The 23,315-nt window shown below is 72.1% G+C and carries 18 protein-coding genes; 12 read left to right on the top strand and 6 right to left on the bottom strand.

Annotation, left to right across the window (positions count from 1 at the left end; translation table 11 throughout):
* The first annotated feature begins 6 nt into the window (after positions 1-6).
* Genes ACIA8K_RS01130 through ACIA8K_RS01120 form a run of 3 tightly spaced genes read left to right on the top strand, consistent with a single transcriptional unit; the run spans position 7 to position 2,435 of the window.
* The gene (locus ACIA8K_RS01130; protein ID WP_396053612.1) at positions 7-558 is read left to right on the top strand and encodes a redoxin family protein; all 552 of its coding nucleotides are present in this window, start codon (positions 7-9) and stop codon (positions 556-558) included.
* Positions 559-561: 3 nt separating this feature from the next.
* Positions 562-1,395 carry a cytochrome c biogenesis CcdA family protein gene (locus ACIA8K_RS01125; protein ID WP_396053610.1) on the top strand — a complete coding sequence of 278 codons (834 nt, stop codon included), beginning with the start codon at positions 562-564 and terminating at the stop codon, positions 1,393-1,395.
* 50 nt (positions 1,396-1,445) lie between these two features.
* Positions 1,446-2,435: a hypothetical protein gene (locus ACIA8K_RS01120; RefSeq protein ID WP_396053608.1), complete on the top strand. Its 990-nt coding sequence runs from the start codon at positions 1,446-1,448 to the stop codon at positions 2,433-2,435.
* Between the two features lie 26 nt (positions 2,436-2,461).
* Here the strand turns inward: ACIA8K_RS01120 and ACIA8K_RS01115 are convergent, their stop codons facing one another.
* Positions 2,462-3,091, bottom strand: a complete 630-nt coding sequence (locus ACIA8K_RS01115; protein WP_396053606.1) for a maleylpyruvate isomerase N-terminal domain-containing protein — start codon at positions 3,089-3,091, stop codon at positions 2,462-2,464.
* Between the two features lie 75 nt (positions 3,092-3,166).
* Here ACIA8K_RS01115 and ACIA8K_RS01110 point away from each other — a divergent pair, with 75 nt between their 5' ends.
* The 5 genes from ACIA8K_RS01110 to ACIA8K_RS01090 all read left to right on the top strand — a co-directional run bounded on the left by ACIA8K_RS01110 (position 3,167) and on the right by ACIA8K_RS01090 (position 10,151).
* Positions 3,167-4,381: an EAL and HDOD domain-containing protein gene (locus ACIA8K_RS01110; protein WP_396054454.1), complete on the top strand. Its 1,215-nt coding sequence runs from the start codon at positions 3,167-3,169 to the stop codon at positions 4,379-4,381.
* A 1,486-nt stretch (positions 4,382-5,867) separates the two neighbouring features.
* On the top strand, positions 5,868-6,485 hold the full coding sequence (locus ACIA8K_RS01105; protein ID WP_396053604.1) for an ATP-binding cassette domain-containing protein: 618 nt from the start codon (positions 5,868-5,870) through the stop codon (positions 6,483-6,485).
* Positions 6,482-8,038 carry a DUF6297 family protein gene (locus tag ACIA8K_RS01100; RefSeq protein WP_396053602.1) on the top strand — a complete coding sequence of 519 codons (1,557 nt, stop codon included), beginning with the start codon at positions 6,482-6,484 and terminating at the stop codon, positions 8,036-8,038. Before ACIA8K_RS01105 ends, ACIA8K_RS01100 begins: the two co-directional genes overlap by 4 nt.
* 107 nt (positions 8,039-8,145) lie before the next feature.
* Positions 8,146-9,498, top strand: a complete 1,353-nt coding sequence (locus ACIA8K_RS01095) for an ATP-binding cassette domain-containing protein (RefSeq protein WP_396053600.1) — start codon at positions 8,146-8,148, stop codon at positions 9,496-9,498.
* Positions 9,495-10,151: a hypothetical protein gene (locus ACIA8K_RS01090; RefSeq protein ID WP_396053598.1), complete on the top strand. Its 657-nt coding sequence runs from the start codon at positions 9,495-9,497 to the stop codon at positions 10,149-10,151. Before ACIA8K_RS01095 ends, ACIA8K_RS01090 begins: the two co-directional genes overlap by 4 nt.
* Here ACIA8K_RS01090 and ACIA8K_RS01085 read toward each other — a convergent pair.
* From ACIA8K_RS01085 to ACIA8K_RS01070, 4 genes are all read right to left on the bottom strand, one after another.
* Positions 10,127-11,224 carry a fumarylacetoacetate hydrolase family protein gene (locus ACIA8K_RS01085; protein WP_396053596.1) on the bottom strand — a complete coding sequence of 366 codons (1,098 nt, stop codon included), beginning with the start codon at positions 11,222-11,224 and terminating at the stop codon, positions 10,127-10,129. The two genes, ACIA8K_RS01090 and ACIA8K_RS01085, sit on opposite strands and share 25 nt — an antisense overlap.
* On the bottom strand, positions 11,221-12,399 hold the full coding sequence (locus ACIA8K_RS01080) for a homogentisate 1,2-dioxygenase (RefSeq protein ID WP_396053594.1): 1,179 nt from the start codon (positions 12,397-12,399) through the stop codon (positions 11,221-11,223). The genes ACIA8K_RS01085 and ACIA8K_RS01080 overlap by 4 nt, the downstream gene beginning before the upstream one ends.
* A 79-nt stretch (positions 12,400-12,478) precedes the next feature.
* On the bottom strand, positions 12,479-15,175 hold the full coding sequence (locus ACIA8K_RS01075) for an AAA domain-containing protein (RefSeq protein WP_396053592.1): 2,697 nt from the start codon (positions 15,173-15,175) through the stop codon (positions 12,479-12,481).
* A gap of 77 nt (positions 15,176-15,252) precedes the next feature.
* Positions 15,253-16,059 (bottom strand): hypothetical protein, encoded by an 807-nt coding sequence (locus ACIA8K_RS01070; protein ID WP_396053590.1) that lies wholly within the window; start codon positions 16,057-16,059, stop codon positions 15,253-15,255.
* Positions 16,060-16,242: 183 nt separating this feature from the next.
* Here ACIA8K_RS01070 and ACIA8K_RS01065 point away from each other — a divergent pair, with 183 nt between their 5' ends.
* The gene (locus tag ACIA8K_RS01065) at positions 16,243-17,373 is read left to right on the top strand and encodes an ATP-binding protein (RefSeq protein ID WP_396053588.1); all 1,131 of its coding nucleotides are present in this window, start codon (positions 16,243-16,245) and stop codon (positions 17,371-17,373) included.
* On the opposite strand, the gene ACIA8K_RS01060 is transcribed toward ACIA8K_RS01065, so the two are convergent.
* Entirely contained in the window at positions 17,276-19,030 is a 1,755-nt protein-coding gene (locus ACIA8K_RS01060) for a helix-turn-helix domain-containing protein (RefSeq protein WP_396053586.1), read from the bottom strand. The genes ACIA8K_RS01065 and ACIA8K_RS01060 overlap by 98 nt on opposite strands.
* A 182-nt stretch (positions 19,031-19,212) precedes the next feature.
* Between ACIA8K_RS01060 and ACIA8K_RS01055 the strand changes: the two genes are divergently transcribed.
* The 3 genes from ACIA8K_RS01055 to ACIA8K_RS01045 are packed head-to-tail and all read left to right on the top strand — an operon-like array spanning position 19,213 to position 23,302.
* Complete coding sequence (locus tag ACIA8K_RS01055; protein WP_396053584.1) at positions 19,213-20,487, top strand: MFS transporter; 1,275 nt, start codon at positions 19,213-19,215, stop codon at positions 20,485-20,487.
* Positions 20,484-21,743, top strand: coding sequence for a serine hydrolase domain-containing protein (locus tag ACIA8K_RS01050; RefSeq protein ID WP_396053582.1), 1,260 nt, complete (start codon positions 20,484-20,486; stop codon positions 21,741-21,743). Before ACIA8K_RS01055 ends, ACIA8K_RS01050 begins: the two co-directional genes overlap by 4 nt.
* Positions 21,731-23,302 (top strand): long-chain fatty acid--CoA ligase, encoded by a 1,572-nt coding sequence (locus tag ACIA8K_RS01045; protein ID WP_396053580.1) that lies wholly within the window; start codon positions 21,731-21,733, stop codon positions 23,300-23,302. The genes ACIA8K_RS01050 and ACIA8K_RS01045 overlap by 13 nt, the downstream gene beginning before the upstream one ends.
* The last annotated feature ends 13 nt before the right edge of the window (positions 23,303-23,315 follow it).

Raw genomic sequence — 23,315 nt, 5'->3', positions numbered from 1 at the left:
TTGGTCATGGGAGCCGCGCTGCTGGCGTTGAGCGCATGCGTGTCACCACCGGAGGAGTGGGTGTCGCCCGCGTCGTCGGCGGCCCCGGTTCCGGCTGCCCCGGTCGCTTCCGTCGTGTCGGGCAGCCCGGAGCCGGTCCCCACCGGCCCGGTGCCCGAGCTGCTCACCTTCACCGGCACCACGCTCGACGGGAAGACCTTCGACGGCGCGTCGCTCGCGCACAAGCCGGCCGTGCTCTGGTTCTGGGCGCCGTGGTGCGCGACCTGCGCCAGCCAGAGCTGGGCCGTGGCCGAGGAGGCGCCGCGCTACGCGGGCCGGGTGCCGATCATCGGTGTCGCCGGGCTGAGCACCGACACGGCCGCGATGAACACATTCGTCAGCAAGTACGAGGTAGGTGTCATCCCGCAGATCAACGACGGCGCCGGTGAGCTGTGGCGGCGCTTCGAGGTCACCCGGCAGTCCTACTACGTCATGATCGACGCCTCCGGTGCGGTGGTGCACAAGGGCTGGCTGGACGACCAGGACCTCGTCTCCTGGCTCGACAGGCTGGCGGCCTGACCCGTGCTGCTGTTCGCGCTCACCGCGGGCATGCTCGCGGCGTTCAACCCGTGCGGGTTCGCGATGCTGCCCGCGTACCTCTCCGTGCTTGTCGCCTCCGAGGACGAGAACGGCGGCCGGTGGACCGCTGCCGCCCGCGCGCTCACCTCCACGCTCGCGATGACGGCCGGGTTCGTGGCCGTGTTCGGCACGCTCGGCATCGCGCTCGCCCCGGCCGCGAGCTGGCTTCAGCCGCGGTTGCCCTGGCTCACGCTCGTCTCCGGCGCCACACTTGCCGTGCTCGGCGTGCTGCTCGCCACCGGGCGGAAACTGCCGAGCCTGCCGATGCTCCGCCGTGCGCCCGCCCTGACCCGGTCGCTGCCGTCCATGGCGCTGTTCGGCGTTGCCTACGCGCTCGCGTCAGTGAGCTGCACGATCGCGCCGTTCCTGGCGATCGTCGGCGCGTCGCTGAGCGGTGACGCGGTCGTGCTGTTCCTCGCCTACGCGGGCGGCATGGGGCTTGTCGTCGGCGTGACCGCGCTCGCGGTGGCGCTGGTCCGCACGTCGCTGCTGTCCCGGGTACGCCGGGCCGGTGCGGTCGCGCCACGCGTCGGCGGTGTGCTGCTCGCGCTCGCCGGCCTCTACGTGACCTACTACGGCTGGTACGAGCTGCGCGTCCTCTACGACGCCCGGTGGGCCGGCGCGGACCCGGTCGTCGAGGCCGCGCTCGGCGTGCAGGAGTCACTGGTGTCCACACTGGAGGGGATCGGCGTGGTGCCGCTCGCGATCGCGTTCGGCGCGCTGCTGGTGGCCGTGCTGGCGACCGGATTGTTCCGCCGAACTCGTGTCGGAGACTGAGTACATTCTTGTGGTAAGACGATGGAAATCGATATTTTCCGGGAGTCTCCTTGCCACAGGGCGTCACGTTCGACATTCCCTACCAGGCGTCCGACCCGGCCCCGCCCGAGATCGAAAAGGCCGCCGCGGGCACCCTCGACTGGGCGCGTGACCTCGGCCTGATCCGCAGCCGGGCCGCGGCCGACCGGGTGCTCGGCTGGCGGCTCACCGAGCTGGCCGCCCGGTTCAACCCGGCCGCACACGGCGACGACCTGCTCCTCGCGGCCAACATGCAATGCTTCCTGTTCCTCTTCGACGACCAGTTCGACGACGCCCCCGGCGGGCCGCGCGCCGCCGCGGTCGCCGCGTCCCGGCAACTGCTGGCACTGCTGCACGAGCCGCCCGGCACCCCGCCCCCGCACCCGGTACCGGCCACGCTGGCCTGGGCGGACGTATGGCAGCGCAGCTGCATCGGGATGTCCGCGGCGTGGCGGGCCCGGGCCGCGCACGACTGGGCCGGCTACTTCGCTGGCGTGCTCGTGGAGGAACTGTTCGCGCCGGCCGGAACGGTCGCGGAGCACCTGGACCGGCGGCGGCCCACCGTCGGGGCGTACCCGGTGCTCGACCTGGCCGAACGGGTGCAGGGCTGTGAACTGCCGGACGCCGCGTTCCACACACCGCTGCTGCATCGACTCCGATCGCTCGTGGCGGACATCGCGGCGCTCTGCAACGACGTGGCGTCAGTGGAGAAGGAGGAACGGCGCGGCACCAGGCACAACGCGGTGCTCGTGCTCCAGGACGCGACCGGGCAGGCACGCGACGCCGCGGTGGGGGAGACCGTGCGGACCGTGCACCTGCTGCTCGCGGAGCTGGCCGCGCTGGAGACGCTGCTCCCGGCCGCGGCGGCCGCGATCGGGCTGACCGCGGCCGAGCACGCGACAGTCGACAGGTACGTCCGGCTGGCACTGCACGCGCTGATCCGCGGCAACTACGACTGGCAGCGGCACACGGCCCGATACGATCCGGCGGCCCCTGTCGTACCCGCGGAGGATCTGGTCTAGGCCGTTTTCGGCCGATCGCGGCGAGCCTAGAACGCGGCGATCGAGGCCGGGGCGCGCTCCGCACGACTCAGCGCGCGCAGCACCGCGAGCGGCCCGTGCCGGCGCACCGCAAGCTCGTGCAGCAGCGTGAGCACCGGGTCCAGCACGTCCCGGGGCAGCTCCGGCGTGGGCAGGCCGGCACTGACCGCGAGGTCGTCGAGATGGACCGAGATCTCCACCACCCGGGTGGCCAGGAAGTCCTCGACCGTCAGCGGCCAGCCGGCCCAGGGGAGCAGCACCGGGCGGCCCGCGCGCTCGCCGGGCAGATGCGCGGTCAGCTCCGCAAGCGCCTGCCGGGTCCGCTCGGCAAGCGCGGCCGGGCCTTCCGCGGCCTCGTCGTCCGCGATGGTCCGGATGCCGGAGTTGACAGGCGCGTCCAGATCCGCGCCCACCCAGGCAGACTGGGTGTAGTGCGCGACGAGCGAGACCGGCGCGGCGTCCGGCTCCGGCGCCCGCAGCACCGCCGGCACCGAGGTCACGGCGCGGGCGAGATGGCCGGCCAGCCCGCCGACAGTCATCCGCTCAAGCGCGCTCGGCCGGTGCCAGACGGCCGCGATCCGCTCATCCGCAAGTAGGTCCGCGACCGCAGCCGCGGCGAAAAGATAAGAGGCCTGCATGGGTACGTAATATGCCTCACTCCCGGTCTTTCTCAGGAGCACCCCGGCCGGGCCGATCCTCGGCGCGTGAACCCTATGCCGTCGATCACCCAGCGCGTCCACGTCGGCCGTCAGCCGATCTTCGATGCGCGCGGCGTGGTCGTCGCGTACGAGCTGCTGTTCCGCGGCAGCATGGAGGCGGTCGACGCATCGTTCCGGGACGCGTACGCCACCAGCCAAGTCATGATCAACGTCTTCACCGAGTTCGGCATCGAGGAGGTGGCCGGCGACCGCCTGTGCTTCATCAACCTCACCCGCGAGTTCATCGTCGGCAAGGTCCCGCTCCCGTTCGGCCCGGAGAACGTGGTCCTGGAGATCCTGGAGACCGTCGACCCGGACGACGAGGTGGTCGCCGGCGTGACCGCGCTTGTCGAGGCCGGCTTCAAGATCGCACTCGACGACTACGTCCACGGCTCCGGCCACGAACGCCTGCTCCCGCTCGCGTCCTACCTCAAGCTCGACATGCTGGACCTGGACCTGGAGCGTTTCGCCGAGGTCGTCGAGGTCAGCCGCGCCTACCCCGGCATGCAGATCGTCGCCGAACGCCTGGAGACCCAGGAACACGTCGCGCTTGCGGACGCCTACGGCTTCGAACTGCGCCAGGGCTACGCGCTCAGCCGCCCCCGCGTGATGAGCGCCACCAGCCTCTCCCCGTCCCGCCTGCACCGGCTCCAACTCGTGCCCGCAATCGGCGCCGCCGACATGGACCGCATCCTCACCATCATCGTCAGCGACCCCGCCCTGGCCCTCCGGGTCCTGCGCGCAAGCAACTCCGTCGCGTCCGGCGCCTCGCACCGCGTCTCCTCGGTCCGCCAGGCCGTCGTCCTCCTCGGCCTCTCCCAGATCCGCCAATGGGCCATGATCATGGCCCTCGGCGACGCCGTCGAGACGTCAGACGAACAACTCACCACCGCCCTGCTCCGCGCCCGCTTCTGCGAAAGCCTGGCCACCAGCATGAACGCCTCCCCCGACGCCGCCTTCACCGCCGGCCTGATCAGCGGCGTAGCCGAAGTCCTCGGCCTCACCCCCGGCATGCTCGCCGACCGCCTCCCCCTCGCCGACGACGTCGCCTCCGCCCTCACCCAAGGCGCCGGCCCCCTGGGCGACATCCTCCGCACCGTCGACGCCTTCTCCCGCGGCGACCTCGCCTCAGTAGCCCCCGCCGCCCACAACACCGACCTCGTCCGCGCCTACGTCGACGGCTGGCGCTGGTCCGTCCGCATGGTCACCGCCACCCGCCTCCCCGCCTGACCCCAGCCCTCAGACTCGGGCTCGCTGGCTTTCCCTCAGTTGCCGGGTGCTCTTTCCCGCATTTTCACGTCAAAGGCCCTTGCCGCAACGCACCGTCGCGGCAACCATCCCGTAGCGCCAAGCCGCGCCCCCGCGAGCATCGCGATTCTGGACGTGCCGGCCAGGGCCCGCGTCGCCGCGAATGACCGCTGCGGATTTGCTGCACGGGCCGCCGGCGTCGCATTCCTGCCGAGCTGACCATCCCACATCACTCCGCGTATGCGCTGATCAGAGAAATGCCGGCCGCGGCCTGTCGCTTTGTGGCTTTCGCACCTTCAGGGATCCCGCCACTCCACGGCAATGTGCTGCCGATCAAGACGGAATGTACATGGGAGTGGTTATGACTCACTCATAACCACTCCCATGTACATTCCGTCTTGATCGACTCACACTCACGCTCTGCATTGACCGTCATCAAGCGATATTTCCGGCACGCTCCTTGCGGGCGGAGCACATATGCGCCCATACCCGGCGATACCCGGACAAGGCTTCACGATGCGGATCCCGCCCTCACCCGCGCCGCGTCAAATGGTCCTCGACCCGCCCCCGCGGTGCGGAGCACACAAAAGTGACCGCCTGGCTGCCCCGTCTGCCGTCGACCCGCCCAACGGGGAGCAGATCATCGGCAGGGCCGCCACGAACGGACCGGAACCAACACCGCCGAACGCGAGCAACGAAGCGCCCACCCGCGAACCGGAACCCGGCCCACCCATCGTGACCAGCAGACTCGTAACGGCCCGCCCAGCCGCCACCCATGAGACAAAAGCTGGCGGCCCTGCCCGATGATCTGCTCGGCTCTGCCCGGGTCGATGGCAGACGGGGCAGACAGGTCGCGCGAAACCTGACCACAGACAGGCTCTGCCAGCGCAGCTGAAAGCGCGTTCCGCCCCCGGAGTCGGAGTGCTCCCCCCGGAGTGCCGCCGGAGGCAAAACCGCCGCCAACACCACCTAGACCGCTAAAACATGAAATTTCGAGCGCGCAGCGCCCGAGCTCTGGAGGTGGGGAGGTCGGGAGGTCGGGAGGTCGGGAGGTCGGGAGGTCGGGAGGTGGGGAGGTCGGGAGCTGAGGGAGGTGAGGGATGTGAGGGGCCGAGAAGGTGAGGCCGGGAGGCCGAGGAGACGAGGGGTGAGGAGACGAGACGAGGAGACGAGGAGGCGAGGGGTGACGAGACGAGGGGTGAGGGGGTGAGGGGTGGGGAGCGAGAGACGCGTGAGGGCTTGGCGGCTGGGATCGCTTCGCCGGAGATGGCGGCACGAGAGATCCGTGGCAACGACGACGGAGTTGGAGGCCCCCACGACCGCGCCCCGGAGCGCCGGCGATTCGCGTGTCCCACGGGCGGCGATTCACGTGTCCCACGGGCGGCGATTCACGTGTCCCACGGGCGGCGATTCACGTGTCCCACGGGCGGGGGCACCTGCCTCCTGGTGATCTGGGAGAGTGCTGCCCATGGAGGCGCTGAACGTACGCGGGCTGCGGCGCAGCTTCGGTGAGTTGGTGGTGCTGGACGACGTCACCTTCGCGGTGGAGGCGGGCCAGGTGGGCGTCGTGATGGGGCCGAACGGGTCGGGCAAGACGACGCTGCTGCGCTGTGTCGTCGGCGCGGAACGGCCGGACGACGGCGAGATCACCTCGGGGGGCAAGCGCCTGGACGAGGCCGATCCCTGGACGCGATCGATTCTTGCCGCAGCCCTGGACGATATCGACTTCTTCCCCGACCTCTCCGTCGTGGAGCACCTCGATCTGCTGGCCATGGCGCACGGCGGTGGCGGGGAGCCGGTCGGCGAGGTGCTGACCGAGCTCGGCCTGGACCGCGCCCGTGATCAGTTGCCCGCGACGCTCTCCAGTGGGCAGCGCCGGCGGCTCGCGCTGGCCTCCTGCTTCGTGCGTCCCCGTCGCCTGCTGATCCTTGACGAGCCGGAGCAGCGGCTGGACGCCCGCGGCCGGGCGTGGCTGGCCGACCGCCTGCTGCGGGAGAAGGCGTCAGGTGTGGCAGTGCTGATGGCCTCGCACGACGCGGAGTTGATCGACGCGGTCACGGACGTCCGGATCGAGATCGGCGCGTGAGCACGGTCCGCGTCCGGGCGGTCCGGGCCCGGCTGCGGGGCCTGCGGCGGCGCCACCATTCGAAGTCGTTCGGCGACTTCCTGACCGACCTCTACCTGTTCGCGCTGCTGGCTGCCCTCTACGGCTGGGCGTTCCTGGACGCGAGCCGTGGCTTCCTGCGGTCTCCGCTGGCCGGCGGCGGTGACCCGGCTGAGCAGCGCTGGCTGGTGATCGCGGCCGTCCTGACCGCGGCCGGTTTCGGCTGGGCCGGGCTGCGCGCGCTGGGCCCGATCTTCGTCGGCCCGGCGCTGCAGACCTGGGTGGCGAGTACGCCGATCGACCGCCGCGTCCTTCTGCTGCCCCGCTTCACCGGCCTCCTGGCCGGCTCGACCACGCTCGTGGCAGTCCTGGGCCTCGCCCTCGGCGTGCTCTCGGGCGCGGCCGGCAGCGGCCAGGGCACCGGCGGCAGCAGCGGCCAGGGCGCCGGAGACGGCAGCGGCCAAGGCATCGGAGGCGGCAGCAGTCAGAGCACCGGCGGCGGCATCGGTCAAGGCACCGGAGGCGGCAGCGGCCAAGGCGCCGGAGACAGCCTCTGGCAGACCGCGCACAGTGCCGGCGTCGGGATTCTCGACCTGATGCTTCTCGGTGCGGCGATCGGCCTGCTTGCCGGTGCCGGTGCCGTGGCCGCGCAGGGCGTCCGGCGGGCGCGCTGGGCCGCGGACCTCCCCGGCCGGTTGCTGCTCGTTGCGGGTGCGCTGACAGCTGCCGCGGTCGTGACGCTTCACTTCGCGGACGCCACCATGGCCCGCCCGGAGGTCGGCGTTCCGCTCGCCGTACCCACGCTGGTGTTGATCGTGGCCTTGGTGGTGGTCGTGTTCGCGGTGCGGGCGTTGCGCCTGGTGGACAAGGCTGTCATGAGCACTGGCGCGCAGTTCGCGAGCAGTGCGGCGGCCGCGACCGTAATGCTTGACCCGACGTTGATCGCGGATCTGCTTGAGTCGCGGCGCTGGCGTGCGGTCGGAAGCGTGCGAAGTCGCCCGTTCCGGCCGGGCCCGCTCTGGTGGCCGCTTGTGCAGGCGGAGTTGCGGCGGGCGGTACGGCGGCGCGGGGCGCTGCTCGGATGGGCCGCGCTGGTGCTCGTGCAGTACGCGATCGCGCTCGCGGTGCCCGGATTGTCCGGCCCGGCGCACGTGATCACCGCGTTCCTGGCCGGTGACCGGCTGGCCGGCGGGCTGCGGGCGATCACCCGTTCGCCGGGGTTGCGTCGTGCGCTCGGTGGCGACGACACCGCGCTGAAGATCGCCCACCTGGCGCTGCCGGCCGTGGCAGCGGTGCTGTTCTTCCTGGTCACCGAGCCGGTTGCCGGTGTGCGGCAATCGTGGCTGCACGTGGTGTTGCTGCTCGGCGTGGTCGGTGCGGTCTACCGGTCGGGTACCAGGCCGGCCCTTGTCTACGACGGGCCGGTGGTGGAGACGCCGTTCGGTTTGATCCCGATCGACCTGCTGCGACAGCTGTGGCGGGGCTGGGACGTGGTCGCGCTGCTGATCATCGTGGACCTGATCGCCACCAGCTGATCACTGTGGGTGAGTGTTCCTCGCGGGTGACAGCGCCCCCCGCGCGGGCGTGCCGGTTTGTATGCTGGCCGGGGCGAAGGGCGGATGCCTGCGACTGTGGAGGTGTCATGGCTGGCCTCGTCGAGCTGCGCGGCGTCGGTAAGCGGTACAACCGGTCACGCACCGTGTTGGACGATATCGACCTGGTGATATATCCGGGTGAGATCGTCGGCGTGGTCGGCGGCAACGGTTCCGGCAAGTCCACGTTGCTGCGCATCGTCGCAGGTCTCTCGCCTGTCACGTCCGGCCGGGTGATCGCGCAACCCAGGATCATCGGGTACGTGCCGGAGCGCTTCCCCACCCAGGCCCGCATCTCCGCGCGGTCGTACCTGACGCACATCGGCCGGATCCGAGGGCTGAGCACGCCCGCCGCCCTGGCCCGCGCGGACGAGCTGCTCACCCGGTTTGCCCTGGTCGGCGGTGCGAACGCGGAGCTGCGCCGGCTCTCCAAGGGCAACGCGCAGAAGGTGGCGGTCGCGCAGGCGCTGATGGTCCCGCCGCAGCTGCTGGTGCTTGACGAGCCGTGGTCCGGGCTGGACGCGGCCGCGCACGACGTGCTCGCCGAGCTGATCGACGAGACCGCGCGCGAGGGCGGCGCGGTGGTGTTCACCGACCACCGTGAGGCGGTCGTGTCCGCAAGCGCGTCCGTGATCTACCGGATCTCGGGCGGGCGGCTGTCCACCGCGCCGTCCGGCGAGGCGCTGGCGTTCCTTGAGCTGGTCGACGCGTCGCTTGACGCCCCCGAGCCGGAGTGGCGGCGCCTGCCCGGCGTGCTTGAGGTGCAGCGGGAGAACGCGGTGGTGCGGCTCGAGGTCGTGGCGACCTACGCGGACGAGCTGATGTTCCAGGCGCTTGGGAACGGATGGGCGGTGCAGTCGGTGCGCCGGTCCGCGCCGGTGCCGGTCCGCGGCCCGCGCGATGCGGAGGAGACCGACGCGCTCGACGCGCCGGACGACGGCCGGGACGACGCGGATGAGCGCGAGGCGCCCGCGAACCGGGACGACGGTGCGGGTCCCGACGAGCGCGATTCCCGCGACGAGGGTGCGGGCCGCGACACCCGCGATTCCCGTGAGGATCGAGCGCGCCGTGAGAAGTCGGCGGGCCGGGAGGAGCGTGCGGCCCGGGACGAGCGTGCGGCCCGGGACGAGCGTGCGGCCCGCGACGAGCGAGCCGACCCCGCTGGCGACCAGTCCGGCCCCGGCCCCGCTCCCACCCGCGACGACGATCCCGGCGACGGCCGCTCGCACCAGGCCCGCATCGGCGACGCCTGGCAGGCAGCGGACACCCAGGACGATCAACCTCCCGTGGGTACGCCGCCCGCGTCGAAACCGTCCCCTCGCCCCCGGCCCCGCCCCAACCTGACGATCGTCAAGGACACGGACGGCGACGACCGGAAGCCCGTCGCCGAGGAGGCCCGATGATCGCGCTGGTCCGCTACTCGCTGTCGATGCTTGTCCGCAGTCAGGCGTACATCGCCCCGATCGTGGTGTTCTTCGCCGGCGTCGGCGTGTTCACCACAGGCGGCGCCGGCCCGCTCGCCGAGGCGTACTCCGCATGCGCGCTCCTGCTGTTCATCGCGATGACCTGGCTGACCGTCGCGCTGATCAACACGGAGGACCGCACCCAGCGCGCGATGACCGCGGCCGCGGCAGGTGGTGAGACCCGTGTGCTGGCCGGGAACGTGCTTGCCGCCGCGCTGATCGCCGTGCTGCTGACGCTGATCGGGCTGATCTACCCGCTCTACGCCGGCCAGCACCCGATCACCGGGCCCGGCCTGACGGTCGGCGTGATCGCGCAGCTGACAAGCGGTTTCGCAGGGATCGCGGTGGGTCTGCTCTGCTCGCGGCTGCTGATCCGGCACACAGGTGTCGCGGTGCTTGTCGCGCTCGGCGCGGTGGGCGTGATGGTGGTCTTCCAGGCGGTCCCGCCGATCGCGCCGATGCTGTCGCTGCTGGAGAGCGAGCGTGCCCCGGAGACGATGCTGACGCCGCTCACCGGCCTGGGCGCGGTCTCGCTGCTGATGGTGGCCGCGGCCGCCGCGACCGTCTACTACGTGGGCCGTCGCCAGGAGTGAGGCCGGATCGTGCCGGTGACCTCGCCGAGCGAGAGGCCGCCGGGAGTGGTCGCGGTGATGGTTACCGTGTCGCCGTCCTCCAGGTAGGTGCGGGTGCTGCCGTCCGGGAGAGTCAGCGGTTCCTGCCCGTCCCAGCTCAGTTCCAGAAGCGAGCCGCGTTGCGCCGGGGACGGCCCGCTGACCGTGCCCGATGCGAACAGGTCGCCGGTGCGAAGCGTCGCGCCGTTGACGGTCAGGTGGGCGAGTTGCTGGTCCGCGGTCCAGTACATGTCAGCGAAGCGGGGCGCGGAGACCTGATGGCCGTTGATCCGCACCTGGAGGGCCAGGTCCAGCGCCCACGGCCTGGCCGCCCGCAGGTAGGGGAGCGGCTGGGGATCCTGCGGCGGCGCGGGTACCCGGGCTTCGTCCAGGGCATGCAGCGGTACGACCCACGCGCTGACCGACGTGGCGAAGGACTTGCCGAGGAACGGCCCGAGCGGGGTCGCCTCCCAGCGCTGCACATCACGGGCGGACCAGTCGTTGACCAGGCACACGCCGAAGACGTGGTCGGCGAAGTCGTCGATGCGGACCGGCCCGTCCGACGGCACGCCGACCACGAACCCGACCTCCGCCTCGAAGTCGAGCTTCCGGGTGGGGCCGAACTCGCCGGGTCCGAGCGGGCCGGACGGGCGCCGGATCTCGGTGCCGGAGACGACGACAGTGCCGGCCCGGCCGTGGTATCCGATCGGCAGGTGCTTCCAGTTCGGGTGCAGCGGCGTGCCGTCCGGGCGGAAGATCCGGCCGACGTTCGTGGCGTGGTGTTCCGAGGCGTAGAAGTCCACGTAGTCGGCGACCTCGAACGGGCGGTGCATCCGTACCCCCGAGAGAGGGTGTGAATGTTTGTCGAGGTCGATGGCGGTGAGCTGGTCGTGCAGCTCGCGCCAGACGGCCGGCCCGGCCGCCAGCAGCGGGTTGAGGGAGGAGGCCGGGAAGAGGTGGGTGAGGTCCACCGCCCGGTCGCCGATGCGGGCGCCGAGCCGGGGCGGGCCGTCACCCACGCTGAAGACGCCCAATGCTGAGGGGCTCTGCGTCACCGGGCCCAGCTCCACGGGTAGGCCGGGTCCTCGGCGGCGGTCCCGCCCTCGCCCAGCTCGAGCGGCCGGAACGTGTCGACCATGACGGCCAGCTCGTCGACCTCGGTGACGCCGATCGAGCGTTCGTAGGCGCCCGGCTGCGGCCCGTGCGGGTGCCCGCCCGGGTGCAGCGAGATCGAGCCCTGCCCGATGCCGGAGCCCTTGCGCGCCTCGTAATTCCCGCCGCAGTAGAACATGACCTCGTCGCTGTCCACGTTGGAGTGGTAGTACGGCACCGGGATCGCCAGCGGGTGGTAGTCGACCTTGCGGGGTACGAAGTTGCAGATGACGAACCCGGCGCCCTCGAAGACCTGGTGCACCGGCGGCGGCTGGTGCACCCGCCCGGTGATCGGCTCGAAGTCGTGCACGCTGAACGTGTACGGGTACAGGCAGCCGTCCCAGCCGACCACGTCGAACGGGTGCTTCGGGTAGACGTACCGGGTGCCTGTCACGCCTGTGGTGCCGCGGTGCTTGACCAGCACCGGCACCTCCGTGCCCTCGGCCAGCGGCGGCGCGCCCGGCCCACGCAGGTCCCGCTCGCAGAACGGCGCGTGCTCAAGGAACTGGCCGCACCGGGAGAGGTAGCGTTTGGCCGGCGCGATGTGGCTGTTCGCCTCGATGATGTAGGCGCGCAGGGGCTCGTTCCCCCGCGGCAGCCAGCGGTGCGTGGTGGCGCGCGGCAGCAGCACGTAGTCGCCCGCGGTCGCCTCCAACGCCCCGAACACGGTCTCCACGGTCGCGGAGCCGGACTCGACGTAGACGCACTCGTCGCCGATCGCGTTGCGGTAGAGCGGCGAGGGCGTGTCGGCCACCGCGTAGGAGATCCGCACGTCGCCGTTGCCGAGCACCAGGCGCCGTCCGGTCACCACGTCCGCGCGCTCGCCGTCCTTGAACAGCGTGTGCAGTCTCAGGTGCCGGGGGAGCAGCGGCCGGTTCGCGGTGGTGGCGAGGCCTGGCGGGTCCCACGGCTCGGCGCCCACGATCGCGGTCGGGATCTCGCGGTGGTAGAGCAGCGACGAGTCGGAGGAGAACCCCTCCTCACCCATCAGCTCCTCGTAGTAGAGGCCGCCGTCCGGGCGTCGATGCTGCGTGTGCCGTTTCGGCGGAACCTCGCCGACGGAACGATAGAACGCCATTGTTCCCCACCTCCGCACTATCTCTATCAGATCTAGGACGGTTCGGCGCCTGTTGACTGAGTCATCGTTAGGTTTCGATCTATGGGGCGAGGTCCAGGGCGGCGCGGGTGGCATCGGCGTTCCAGCGGGTGGGGAAGGCGTCGTGAAGGTGCCAGCCGGCGCGGAGCAGGGTGCGCTGGCGTTCGATGTGGGCTTCCGGGCCGAGCGGGTGGACGCGGCAGATGAGGCCGGTGTCGGCGGCGCACAGGTCGACGGTCCAGCGGCCGACGGGGTAGTCCGCGCGGACCGGGATGCCGGATTCGGCAAGTTCGCGGCCGAGGTGGGCGGGCCAGCCCTTGGCGGCGTCCGGAGGCGCGTGCGCGGGCCGGGGCGGGGAGTCGGCGTAGGTGAGGAAGTCGCCGAGCAGTCCGGTGGGCCTGCCGAGCGCGGTGACCACGATCAGGCGGTGGCGGGCGCGCGTGATCAGCACGTTGAACAGGTTCGGGTCGGTGGCGAAGCGGTGGCGGGCCGGCGGGTCGGTGTCGGAGAGGGCGAGGGAGGCGATCACCACGTCCGCCTCGGCGCCCTGGAACGCGTGGACGGTGCCGACGCGCAGGTTCATCGCCTCGATCTCCGGGACCGTGAACGCGGACAGGAGCGCGGCCTCGAGCGCGTCCGCGTGCGGGCGGAACGGGGTGATGACGCCGATCCCGGTCGTGCCGGCGGGAAGCCCGCGGATCTCGGCGAGCACGGCGTCGATCTCGGTCTCCGGGGTGACGCGGCGGAGCTCGACCGCGTCCGTGTCCTCGGTGCGGGGGTGGCGGGTGACAAGCGCGATCCGGTCGTCGTAGAAGCGGCGGGCGGAGAACTCGATCAGGTGCGGCACCGAGCGGTAGTGCTCGTCGAGAAGCGTCACCGCGGCGGAGCCGGCTGCCAGGTCGAAGGCGCTGATCCGGCGGATGTCCAGGCGGTCCGCGTACTCGCTGAGCCGGTGTTTGCCGAGCGTGACGGCCACGTCGGCGTCACCGACGAAGGAGACGAAACGCAGCTGGCGCGGATCGCCGACCACGAGCGCGCGGCGGGCGCGGGCCAGCACCGGCGCGGCGCGGATCTGGTCGATGTGCGCGGCCTCGTCCAGGATGACCAGGTCGAACAGGCCTGGCACGGCGGGCAGCAGCTCCTCCGCGTCAGTCACCGTGCCGACCCAGAGCGGAAGCGCGCGGACAAGCGCGGGGGCATCGAGCGCGGCAAGTGACTCGCGGCGCCGGTTCCGGCCGGCCCGCAGCGCAGCGGCGAGCGCGGCGGCGCTGCGGCGGGCGGCGGCGTCCCAGCGTTCCGCGCTTGTGGCCCGGTGCCGCATCAGCGTGCCGGTGGCGGCCGCGACCTCGTCGTCCGCGCGGATCAGGGCGGCCCAGTCCGCGGCGAGGTCGGTGCCGCCGGTCGAGGCCAGCTCACTTGAGGCGCGAAGGCTCGCGGCGGCCCGCAACGCCCGGTCGACGCGATCCCCGGCCGGCGGTGTGTGGGTACCTGCCTGGAGGCGTCGGTGCAGGTGGCGCTCGGCCCGCGACCGCTTCCACCGATGCCACAGGCCGTCCGCGTCCCGGGTCGCGGCGTCGCGCAGCCGCCGGGCCTCGTCGAGATCAAAATCAGGGGCGAAGGCAGCGGGTACGTCCGCGCGCAGCGACGACAGCAGCGGGAGCCAGTCCTCCAGCTCCTCAGCCAGCGCCTCCTTCTCCAGCGCCGCGGTGATCCGGCGCTCGATCGCGCGGACCGCCTCCACCGCCGCGCGCGCCGCCTGCGCGTCGTCGGCCAGCTGCCGGCGGGAGACGCCCTCGCCGAGGCCGGAGGTGAGCGTGGTGGCGATCTCGTCGCGCCGCTCGGCGTCGCCGAACAGCACCGGCACCGGGCCGGGATAGCGCTCAAGCAGGCCGCCCAGCACGTCCGCCGCGTGCCGTGACTGGGTGGCGATCAGCACGGAGCCGCCGCGGTCCACGGTGTCGAGCGCGGCCGCAACCACCGCGTGGGACTTGCCGCTGCCGGGCGGGCCGGAGACCACGACCACCCGTTCCCGGCGGGTGCGTGCGACCACCTCCCGCTGTGCGGCGTTCAGCGGAAGCGGGGACGTGACGTGCGGGTCGTCCGGCTGCTCCGCGGCCGCGCCGGTGTAGACGGCGGCAAGCGCGGTCTGCTCCAGGCCGGACTGGTTCGCCCAGGTCAGCAGCGTGTCCCGGGGGCCGGTCGAGGCCACGTCACGGGCGATGTAGAGCGCGGCCGCGGCGTACGCGACCAGGTGCCCGGCGGGCGCCTTCTTCACCGGCGGGGCCAGCACGTCACGCACCGGCAGGTCCGCGGCCCAGGCCAGCGATGAGATCCACGCCTTCGTGCCGGGGGCGGTCAGCCACCCGGCGGCGCCGAGCCCGGACGCCTCCTCGAAGCGGGTCGCCAGCGCCCGGTCCGCCACCAGCGGCGTGATCTCCATGTCTCCGGCCGGGAGCAGGCGGGCGCGCAGGCCGCGTTCGATCCGGACCGGCTGCGACACCAGCGGCTGGCGTACCCGCCGCTGCACCCCGCCGATCTCCGTGCTGCCGAGCACCCAGCCCCAGCCGCGCCGCAGCACGCGCTCCTCCCGGTGCAGCGCGTCCAGGCCGGCGAACCGGTCGCCGACCCGCCCGCGCGGCGCCCGGTCCGGGTCGTCGAGCCACGCGAACGGCTGGCCTGCCCTTGCCACGTCCAAGATCAGATCGGAGCGGGCGGGTGCGAGGTCGGCGAGCGCGGCGAGGATCTTCCGGGGGTCCATCGCGGGCAACTGTAATGCCAGCACGGCCGGTGGCCGGGGCGTGTGCCCCGGCCACCGGCTCCCCCCATCGTGCGTGGTCAGGCGATCGCCTTCGGCTCGCCGTAGAGGAGGTCGTCCAGGACGACCACGTCAGTGCTCGCCGTGTCGTTGGTCCACGCGTTGAGCGCGGCGTTACCTGTGATGATCCGGACCTCGTAGATGTCCGCGTCCGTCTTCACGCCGAGGAACGACAGGCTCTTCGCCGAGGTGGGGCCGGCCGGCACCCAGTCGGACCAGAGCAGTGCGCCCCACCGGTCGTAGATCTCGATCTTGCTGGTCGACGCCTTGTCCACGTCAGTGAACACCGCGCCGAAGCCCTTGACGGCCGCCCGCGTGGTCGTACCGGGGACGAAGAACTGGATCGTGGTCCGGTTGGTCTCGATCGGCGTGAAGAGCCGCTCCGGGCTGAACGTCCCGAACTGCGACGGGTACGTCGAGTTCAGATTGCCGAACCGGACCGGCGTCGAGGTCGGGTTGGAGCTGTCCGCGCTGACCTGGAAGCTCGGCGCGCCGGAGAACACGGCGCCGCGCGGCACTGTGGTGTTGAAGAAGTCGCGCGGCAGCTGGTTCGGCGAGGACTGCGCGTCCGGGGTGCCGTCCCAGTTGATCTCGCGGCGGCCGGCCGGCTGGGTGCCGACCAGACTGCCGTTGTTCGGCTCGCCGAGCAGCGTCCGGTACAGGTCGACGGTCTGCTGCAGTCCTGCCGCGTTCGACGCCGCGCCCTGGATCTTGGTGAACGAGGCCGGTGCGGCGGACGCCGGCCCGGTGGGGAGCAGGGCCGCCGAGACGGCGCCCGCCGTGATCGCGACGGCGACGAGGCGCCTGCGGATCCCACTGCGAAGCATCTGGATTCCCTTCTGAGGTGCGCCGGGCCCGGATGTCGGGCGCCGGAAGGACGTCACCACAGTGGCTTCCGGGTGCGGGGGGAGCCGCGGGGTGATGTGGGGGGAAGTGCAGAAAATACCGGTCATCGCGGAGCCGACAATCGGCTTGACCATCGACGCCGGTCGTCGAATCCTGGTCGGGAGATGACGACTGCCCCGTTCCTCACCCGATTCATCGGCCGCCGCCGCGACGTCACCGAGATCCGTCGCCTGCTCGGCGAGTCGCGGCTGCTCAGCCTCGTCGGGCCGGGTGGCAGCGGCAAGACGCGCCTGGCCCGCGAGGTGTGCGACGACCCGGACGTGGTCTGGGTGGCGCTTGCCGAGCTGGACAATCCGGCGTCGGTCGCGCCCGCGGTCGCGGACGCGCTGGGCCTCCCGGAGGGCGCGCTTGTGGATCGGCTCGGCCGGCGCGCCGTGCTGCTGGTGCTCGACAACTGCGAGCACCTGATCGAGGCCTGCGCCGAGCTGGCCGGCGAACTGCTGCGCGGCTGCCCGGGGCTGCGCGTGCTGACCACCTCGCGGGAGCCGCTCGCGGTCGCGGGCGAGCACGTCCTGTGGGTCGAAGGGCTCCCGGGCGACGAGTCGGTGCAGCTGTTCACGGACCGCGCGCGCCGGGTCGCCCCCGCGTTCACGGTCGACGCCGCCAACGCGGACGCGGTAGTGCGGCTCTGCCGCCGGCTGGACGGCATGCCGCTCGCGCTCGAGCTCGCCGCCGCCCGGGTCCGGATGCTGCCGCCGCAGCGCATCCTGGACCGCCTGGACGACGTGTTCGGCCTGCTCGTCACCGCGGACCGGGACGTGCCCGCCCGGCATGCCACGCTGCGCGCCGCGCTCGACTGGAGCTACGACCTGCTGCCCGGCCCGGAGCGGGACCTCTTCGCCCGGCTCGCGGTCTTCCGCGGCGGGTTCACCCTCGACGCGGCCGAGGCCGTCGCCGGGCCGGACGCGTTGTCGCTGCTCGCCCGGCTGGCCGACAAGTCGCTGGTCCAGGCGGGCACGGACGGCGACTCGGAGCGCTACCGGCTGCTTGAGGTGGTCAGGCAGTACGCGGACGGGTTGCCCCGGGCGGCGGACGTGGCCGGGCGGCACGCCGCGTACTACGTGGCGTTCGCCGAGGAGGCCGACGCCCGGCTGGCCGCGACCGCCTGCGGCATGCGATGGCGGCCTGACCGGTGTCTCAGGTCTGCCCGGCGGTCCGGGTGCGCAGGTCGTGCAGGCGCAGGGCCACCTGGAGGCGCAGCGCCCGGTCCGGGGCGCGCCAGCCGTCCCCGATGAGGCTCCCGACCCGGTCGAGCCGCTTGAGCAGCGTGTTCAGGTGCACGTGGAGGGCGGCGGCGGTCCGGGTGAGGTTGCCGCCGTGCGTGAAGTACGCCGCGAGCGTGGCCACCAGCCGGGTCGATCTCCGCGTGTCGTAGTCGAGCAGCGGGCCGAGCGAGTCGGTGAGGAAGCGGTCCAGGCCGTCCGCCCGCTCGGTGTCGAACAGCAGCGCGAACATGGCGTACGGCTCGGTCGTCGACCCCTGGTCCGTCACGCCCAGGTGGCGCATCAGGTCGCAGCAGCTGGCGGCGATGTCGAATGCCCGCCCCCACGCGCCGTCAGTAACCCGTTCCGCGACGACCCGGACCGGTGACCCCAGCTCGCGGCGCAGTCGGCGGTGCACCGCGTCGGCGAGCCGGGCGGGATCGGGCGTCACGGCGAGCAGCGTGGCCCGGCCCAGATGCTCGCCCGCGAGGCCGTGCCAGCCGGCGGAGAGCGCGTGGAGCCGGCGGCTGATCTCGGAGGCGTAGGCCGTCTCGGACCGTGCGACGACTATGACGTTCAGCGCCTCGACGTCGATGCCCCGGGCGTGTGCGCGGGCGCGCTGGGCCGGCCGTACCGGTGGCGCGGTGACCAGCAGTTCGGTGAGGAGTTCGCCGCTGACCCGCTCCTCCGCCTCGGCGACGGCGGTCTCCTTCAGGATGAGCAGGCCCATGATCTGGGCGGCGCGTTCAAGCGTGCGGACGTCGACGGGCGTGGGCTCCTCGGCCCGGGTCAGCAGCAGCGCACCCAGATGGGTGTCGCCGGCCTGGACGGCGGCCGCGCTGTGCCAGCGGCCGGTGTCGTCGACAGTTGTCGCCCACCGCCCGGACCGGCGGGCCCGCGTCACCGCGTCGAGCGAGGCGGGCTGCGCCGGCGCGGGATCCGGCGCGCACCGGGCGATGGCAGTGCCGGCCCTGTCGAAGACGGTGACCGCGCCCTTCAGATGGTCGACCAGGAGCCGGGCGATCTCGTCGGCGCCGCCGCCGGTGAGCACGACTGTGGCGAGCGACTCGTGGACGGCCTCGGCGCGTTCGATGGTGCGGTAGGCGGCCTGGAGCTGCCGGAGCGCGGAGCGGCTCTCGTCGTAGAGCCGGGCGTTGTTGAGCGCGATCGCCGCGTGGTCGGCGAACGCGCTGAGCAGCGCCACCTCGTCGTTCTCGAACGGCCGCTCGGTACGGTCGGCGGCGAACAGCACGCCGATCACCCGTACCCCGACCAGGAGCGGCACGCCGAGCAGCGCGACCATGCCCTCCGGGGTGACCAGGTCGTCGAAGGTCCGGTCGTGCGGGACGTCCCGCGTCTTCAGGTAGTTGCTCACCCAGGCGGGTGCGCCGGTGGCGATGACCCGGCCGCCGACGCCGGTGCCGGCCGGCACCCGCGCCTCGTTGAACGACGCGGAGATCGTGCCCTGCGAGGCGGTAAGCGTCAGTTCGCCGTCCGGGCCGAGGAGCGAGAGGTACGTGAAGTCGGTGCCGATCAGCTCGTGCGCGGCCCGGACGATCGAGTCGAGTACCGCGTCGAGCTCGCCGAGGGCGGTAAGCGATCGGGCGGTCGCGTACAGCGAGCTGAGTTCCCGTTCCCGCCGCACGCGGTAAGACGCGAGGTCCGGGCTTGACGTCCGAAGGTGTGCCATCGGCTCTTCCTCACGGGGTGGAGGATCTCTGCACCATCACGACGCCGACAGTGTAAGGACGATCCCTCACTGTTGCGTCCCCGTGAACATAGAGTTCCCCTATGTGACAGGCGCCACAGTTACGGGAGGGCCGGATGGTTGTCGCGGCGGAAGCTCTGCACGCACTGGCGACGAGGAAGGCGATGACGCGGCTGCTGCCGGTCATCGGCATCGCGTACTTCATGTCCTACGTGGACCGGACGAACGTGTCGCTTGCGAAGACCGCGCTCGAGGCGGACATCGGCCTCGGCGCCGCCGCGTACGGCCTCGGCGCCGGGCTGTTCTTCGTCAGCTACGCGCTGCTTGAGGTGCCCAGCAACCTGGTCCTGTACCGGATCGGGCCGCGGATCTGGATCACCCGCATCGCGGTCACCTGGGGTGCGGTCTCCGCGGCCATGATGTTCGTGCAGAACGAGGCGTCGTTCTACCTGCTGCGGCTCCTGCTCGGCGCGGCCGAGGCGGGCCTGTTCCCGGCGCTGATGTACATGGTCACGCTCTGGTTCTCGCAGGAGCACCGGGTGACCATGGTGGGCCTGATCTACACCGCGCCGTGCATCGCGACGGTGATCGGCGCCCCCATCGGCGGCGCGCTGATGGAGCTGGACGGCGCCGGCGGGCTGCAGGGCTGGCAGTGGATGTTCCTGATCGAAGGGCTCGCCACAGTCCTGGTCGGCGCCCTGGTCTGGTTCGCGCTGCCCAACCGCCCGGACGATGCCGGGTGGCTCACCCCGGCGGAGGCGGCCGCGCTGTCCGAACGGGCCGTGGGCGCCGGGGCTCCCGCGGTGACCCGGGTGCGCGGCCATCTCCGGCTCGCGTTCGGGCGCCCGGTGATCCTTGCGCTCGCCGCGGTCTACTTCGTCAACCAGGTGGTCATGTCCGGCGTGGGGTTCAACTTCCCGGCCGTACTCCAGGCGCTGGGTCTGCGGAGCCCGTTCCTGATCGGGTTGGTGGCCGGCAGCGGTGGCATCTCCGCGCTGGCCGGCGTGCTCGTCTTCCCGTGGCTCAAGCGCCGGTACGGGCACGAGGTGCTGCTGATCGGCGTCTGCGCGGTCGGCACGCTCGTGCTGATGACAGGCTTCCTGGTGACCACGGACGCGGTCGGCCGGGTCGTCCTGATCTTCCTGTCCGGCTTCTTCGGGTTCGGTGCGCTGCCGCTGTTCTGGTCGGTGGCCATGTCGAGGATGTCAGGCGTGATCGCGGCCGCGGGCCTGGCGTTCATCAACACAGTCGGCATCACCGGCGCGTTCGTCGGCCCGTACGTGTACGGCCGGATCGAGCAGGCCACCGGCAGCCTGTTCGCGCCGTACTACACGATCGTCGCGGTGTCGTGCGCCGGCGTCGCGGTCGTGGGCGTGCTGGCGCTTGCGGTCCGGCGCGAGTCCACCGCCACGCGGCCGTCTGTGCGGTCAGAACCGTGACTGTGGAGGTGGAGGCCGAGCCGGGGGACCTCGGTTTCGCGCCGGACCGGCTGCGCACGATCGACAGGCACTTCCGGCGGTACGTCGACGACAAGCTGCTGCCCGGCTGGCAGATCGTGGTCACCCGGAACGGCCGGATCGCGTACAGCGGCGTCTACGGTGCCCGGAACCTGGAGACGGGCGCGCCGGTCGAGCCGGACACGCTCTGGCGGATCTACTCGATGACGAAGCCGATCACGTCCGTCGCCGCGATGACGCTGTGGGAGGAGGGCCGGTTCGCGCTCACCGACGAGATCAGCCGGTGGCTGCCCGCCTTCGGCGACGTGCGGGTCTACGACAGGGGTTCCGCGCTCGCGCCGTACACCGTGCCCGCGGTGGAGCCGATCCGGATCTGGCACCTGCTGACCCACACGGCCGGGCTGACGTACGGCTTCCTGCACACGTCGGTGGTGGACCGGCTCTACCGGGAGACCTTCCCCGGCCTCGACGCCGGGCTGCTCGATCTCGCCACCGCCTGCGACAGGTACGCCGAGCTGCCGCTGCTCTTCCAGCCGGGCGCCGCCTGGGGCTACTCGGTCGCCACCGACGTGCTTGCGCGCCTCGTCGAGGTGGTGTCCGGCCAGGAGCTCGACACCGTGTTCCAGGAGCGGATCTTCGCGCCGCTTGACATGACAGGCGTCCGGCGCTGGGTGCGGGACGCGGAGGCGGACCGGCTCGCGACGCTGTACACAGCGGATCCCATGACCGGGCAGGCGGTCCCGGACCGGCGTGCGGGCGAGGCGGCGCTGCGCCCGCCCACCATGCGCGCCGGCGGGCACGGGCTGATCTGCACGGCCCGCGACTACCACAGGTTCACCCAGATGCTGCTCAATGAGGGTGAGCTGGACGGCCGCCGGATCCTCGGCCCGCGCACGGTACGGCTGATGACCCGCAACCACCTGCCCGGCGGCCGGGACCTGGGCGCGTTGTCGACAGGCGGCTTCGCGGAGACGACGTTCGACGGCGTGGGTTTCGGCCTGGGCTTTGCGGTCGTCCAGGACCCGGTCCCGGGCCGCCTGTCGCACAACGCCGGCGAGTACCACTGGGGCGGCATCGCGAGCACGAGTTTCTGGGTCGACCCGGTGGACCGGGTGACCGCGTTGTTCTTCAGCCAGCTCACCCCGTCGAGCACCTATCCGCTGCGCCGGGAGCTGAGCCAATGTGTCTACTCGGCGCTCGTGGGCGGCGCCGGCGAGGAGAAGCGATGCGCGGTCTGATGCAGCAGTCCCCGCTTGACGTGGCCGGCCTGATGCGCCGGGTCGAGCGGCTCTTCGGGCACAAACGGGTGATCACCGCGACCGCGACCGGCGAGGTGGTCGCTACCTGGGCCGAGGTGGCCGCCCGCGCGCGGCGGCTGGCCGCGGTGCTCGACACGCTCGGGGTGCCTGATCAGGGCAGGGTCGGCACGTTCGGCTGGAACTCGCAGCGGCACGTGGAGCTCTACCTGGCCGTGCCCGCGAGCGGGCGGGTGCTGCACACGCTCAACCACCGGCTCTTCGCGGAGGAGATCACCCACATCATCCGTGACGCGGCCGACGACGTGCTGTTCGTCGACCGCTCGCTGCTGCCGCGGGTCTGGCCGATCGTCGAACGGCTGGCCACGGTCCGCCGGATCGTGGTGATGGACGACGGCGGCCGGGCCGATCTGCCGGACGACCCGCGGATCGCGGACTACGAGGACCTGCTCTCCCGGGTACGGGAGCCGGCCCGCCCGGCCGTGGTGGACGAGAACGACGCGGCAAGCCTCTGCTACACCTCGGGCACCACCGGCCGGCCGAAGGGTGTGCTCTACAGCCACAGGTCGATCGTGCTGCACGCGCTGATGCTGCTCGGGGCGGACACCTTCGCGATCAGCGAGCGGGACGTGGTGATGCCGATCGTGCCGATGTTCCACGTCAACGCCTGGGGGCTGCCGTACGCGGCGATGCTCGCCGGCTCCGACCTGGTGCTGCCCGGCCCGGCGACGGCCCCGGCGGAGCTGATCGACCAGCTGGAGCGGCACCGGGTGACGTTCTCCGGCGCCGTCGCCACGGTCTGGCGCGGGCTGCAACCACTGCTCGGCGCCGCGGATCTGAGCAGCCTGCGGATGGTCGTCTCGGGCGGCGGCGCGGTGCCCGGCGCGCTGTCCAAGGCGTGGCAGGACGGCGCCGGGCTGCCGCTCACCAACGCGTGGGGGATGACCGAGACCAGTCCGGTGGTGACCTGTGCGCGGCTGGCGACGGTGCACGACGGCCTGGACGCGGACGCCCGCCGGGAGGTGCTCCGCCGCCCCGGGCCGCCGCTGCCGCTGACCGAGATCAGGATCGCCGGCGACGAGGGCGAACTCCAGGCGTACGGGCCCACGGTGGCCGCCGCCTACTACGGCGCCGAAGGGTCGCCTGCCTCATTCACCGCGGACGGCTGGCTGCGCACGGGTGACGTGGGTGCGATCGACAGGTACGGCTACCTGGAGATCCTCGACCGGACGAAGGACCTGGTGAAGTCCGGCGGCGAGTGGATCTCCTCGGTCCAGCTGGAGAACGAGATCATGGCCCATCCCGCGGTGTACGAGGCCGCCGTCATCGCGGTCGCCGACGAGCGCTGGGGCGAGCGCCCGCTTGCCTGCGTGGTGCCGGTGCCCGGCGCGGAGATCGACGAGCGGGACCTGCGCGCGCATCTGGCCGGCCGGGTCGCGTCCTGGTGGATCCCGGGGCGGATCGTCGTCCTGGACGAGATCCCGAAGACCGCGACAGGCAAGTTCTCCAAGGTCTCGCTGCGCGGCATGGTCGGCCTGTGATCGACATGCGTCG

This window comes from Catenuloplanes sp. NPDC051500 (genome assembly GCF_044454585.1).
In the GTDB taxonomy this organism is placed as follows: Bacteria; Actinomycetota; Actinomycetes; order Mycobacteriales; family Micromonosporaceae; genus Catenuloplanes.
Note: the sequence above shows the minus strand (reverse complement) of the source record. Positions and strands in the feature narration are given on the sequence as shown.

Bases quoted from the DNA above. Each gene is read 5' to 3' on its own strand.
- ACIA8K_RS01130 (WP_396053612.1), top strand. From the start codon at position 7: ATGGGAGCCGCGCTGCTGGCGTTGAGCGCATGCGTGTCACCACCGGAG.
- ACIA8K_RS01115 (WP_396053606.1), bottom strand. From the start codon at position 3,091: ATGCAGGCCTCTTATCTTTTCGCCGCGGCTGCGGTCGCGGACCTACTT.
- ACIA8K_RS01110 (WP_396054454.1), top strand. From the start codon at position 3,167: ATGCCGTCGATCACCCAGCGCGTCCACGTCGGCCGTCAGCCGATCTTC.
- ACIA8K_RS01105 (WP_396053604.1), top strand. From the start codon at position 5,868: ATGGAGGCGCTGAACGTACGCGGGCTGCGGCGCAGCTTCGGTGAGTTG.
- ACIA8K_RS01095 (WP_396053600.1), top strand. From the start codon at position 8,146: ATGGCTGGCCTCGTCGAGCTGCGCGGCGTCGGTAAGCGGTACAACCGG.
- ACIA8K_RS01090 (WP_396053598.1), top strand. From the start codon at position 9,495: ATGATCGCGCTGGTCCGCTACTCGCTGTCGATGCTTGTCCGCAGTCAG.
- ACIA8K_RS01080 (WP_396053594.1), bottom strand. From the start codon at position 12,399: ATGGCGTTCTATCGTTCCGTCGGCGAGGTTCCGCCGAAACGGCACACG.
- ACIA8K_RS01075 (WP_396053592.1), bottom strand. From the start codon at position 15,175: ATGGACCCCCGGAAGATCCTCGCCGCGCTCGCCGACCTCGCACCCGCC.
- ACIA8K_RS01070 (WP_396053590.1), bottom strand. From the start codon at position 16,059: ATGCTTCGCAGTGGGATCCGCAGGCGCCTCGTCGCCGTCGCGATCACG.
- ACIA8K_RS01065 (WP_396053588.1), top strand. From the start codon at position 16,243: ATGACGACTGCCCCGTTCCTCACCCGATTCATCGGCCGCCGCCGCGAC.
- ACIA8K_RS01060 (WP_396053586.1), bottom strand. From the start codon at position 19,030: ATGGCACACCTTCGGACGTCAAGCCCGGACCTCGCGTCTTACCGCGTG.
- ACIA8K_RS01055 (WP_396053584.1), top strand. From the start codon at position 19,213: ATGACGCGGCTGCTGCCGGTCATCGGCATCGCGTACTTCATGTCCTAC.
- ACIA8K_RS01045 (WP_396053580.1), top strand. From the start codon at position 21,731: ATGCGCGGTCTGATGCAGCAGTCCCCGCTTGACGTGGCCGGCCTGATG.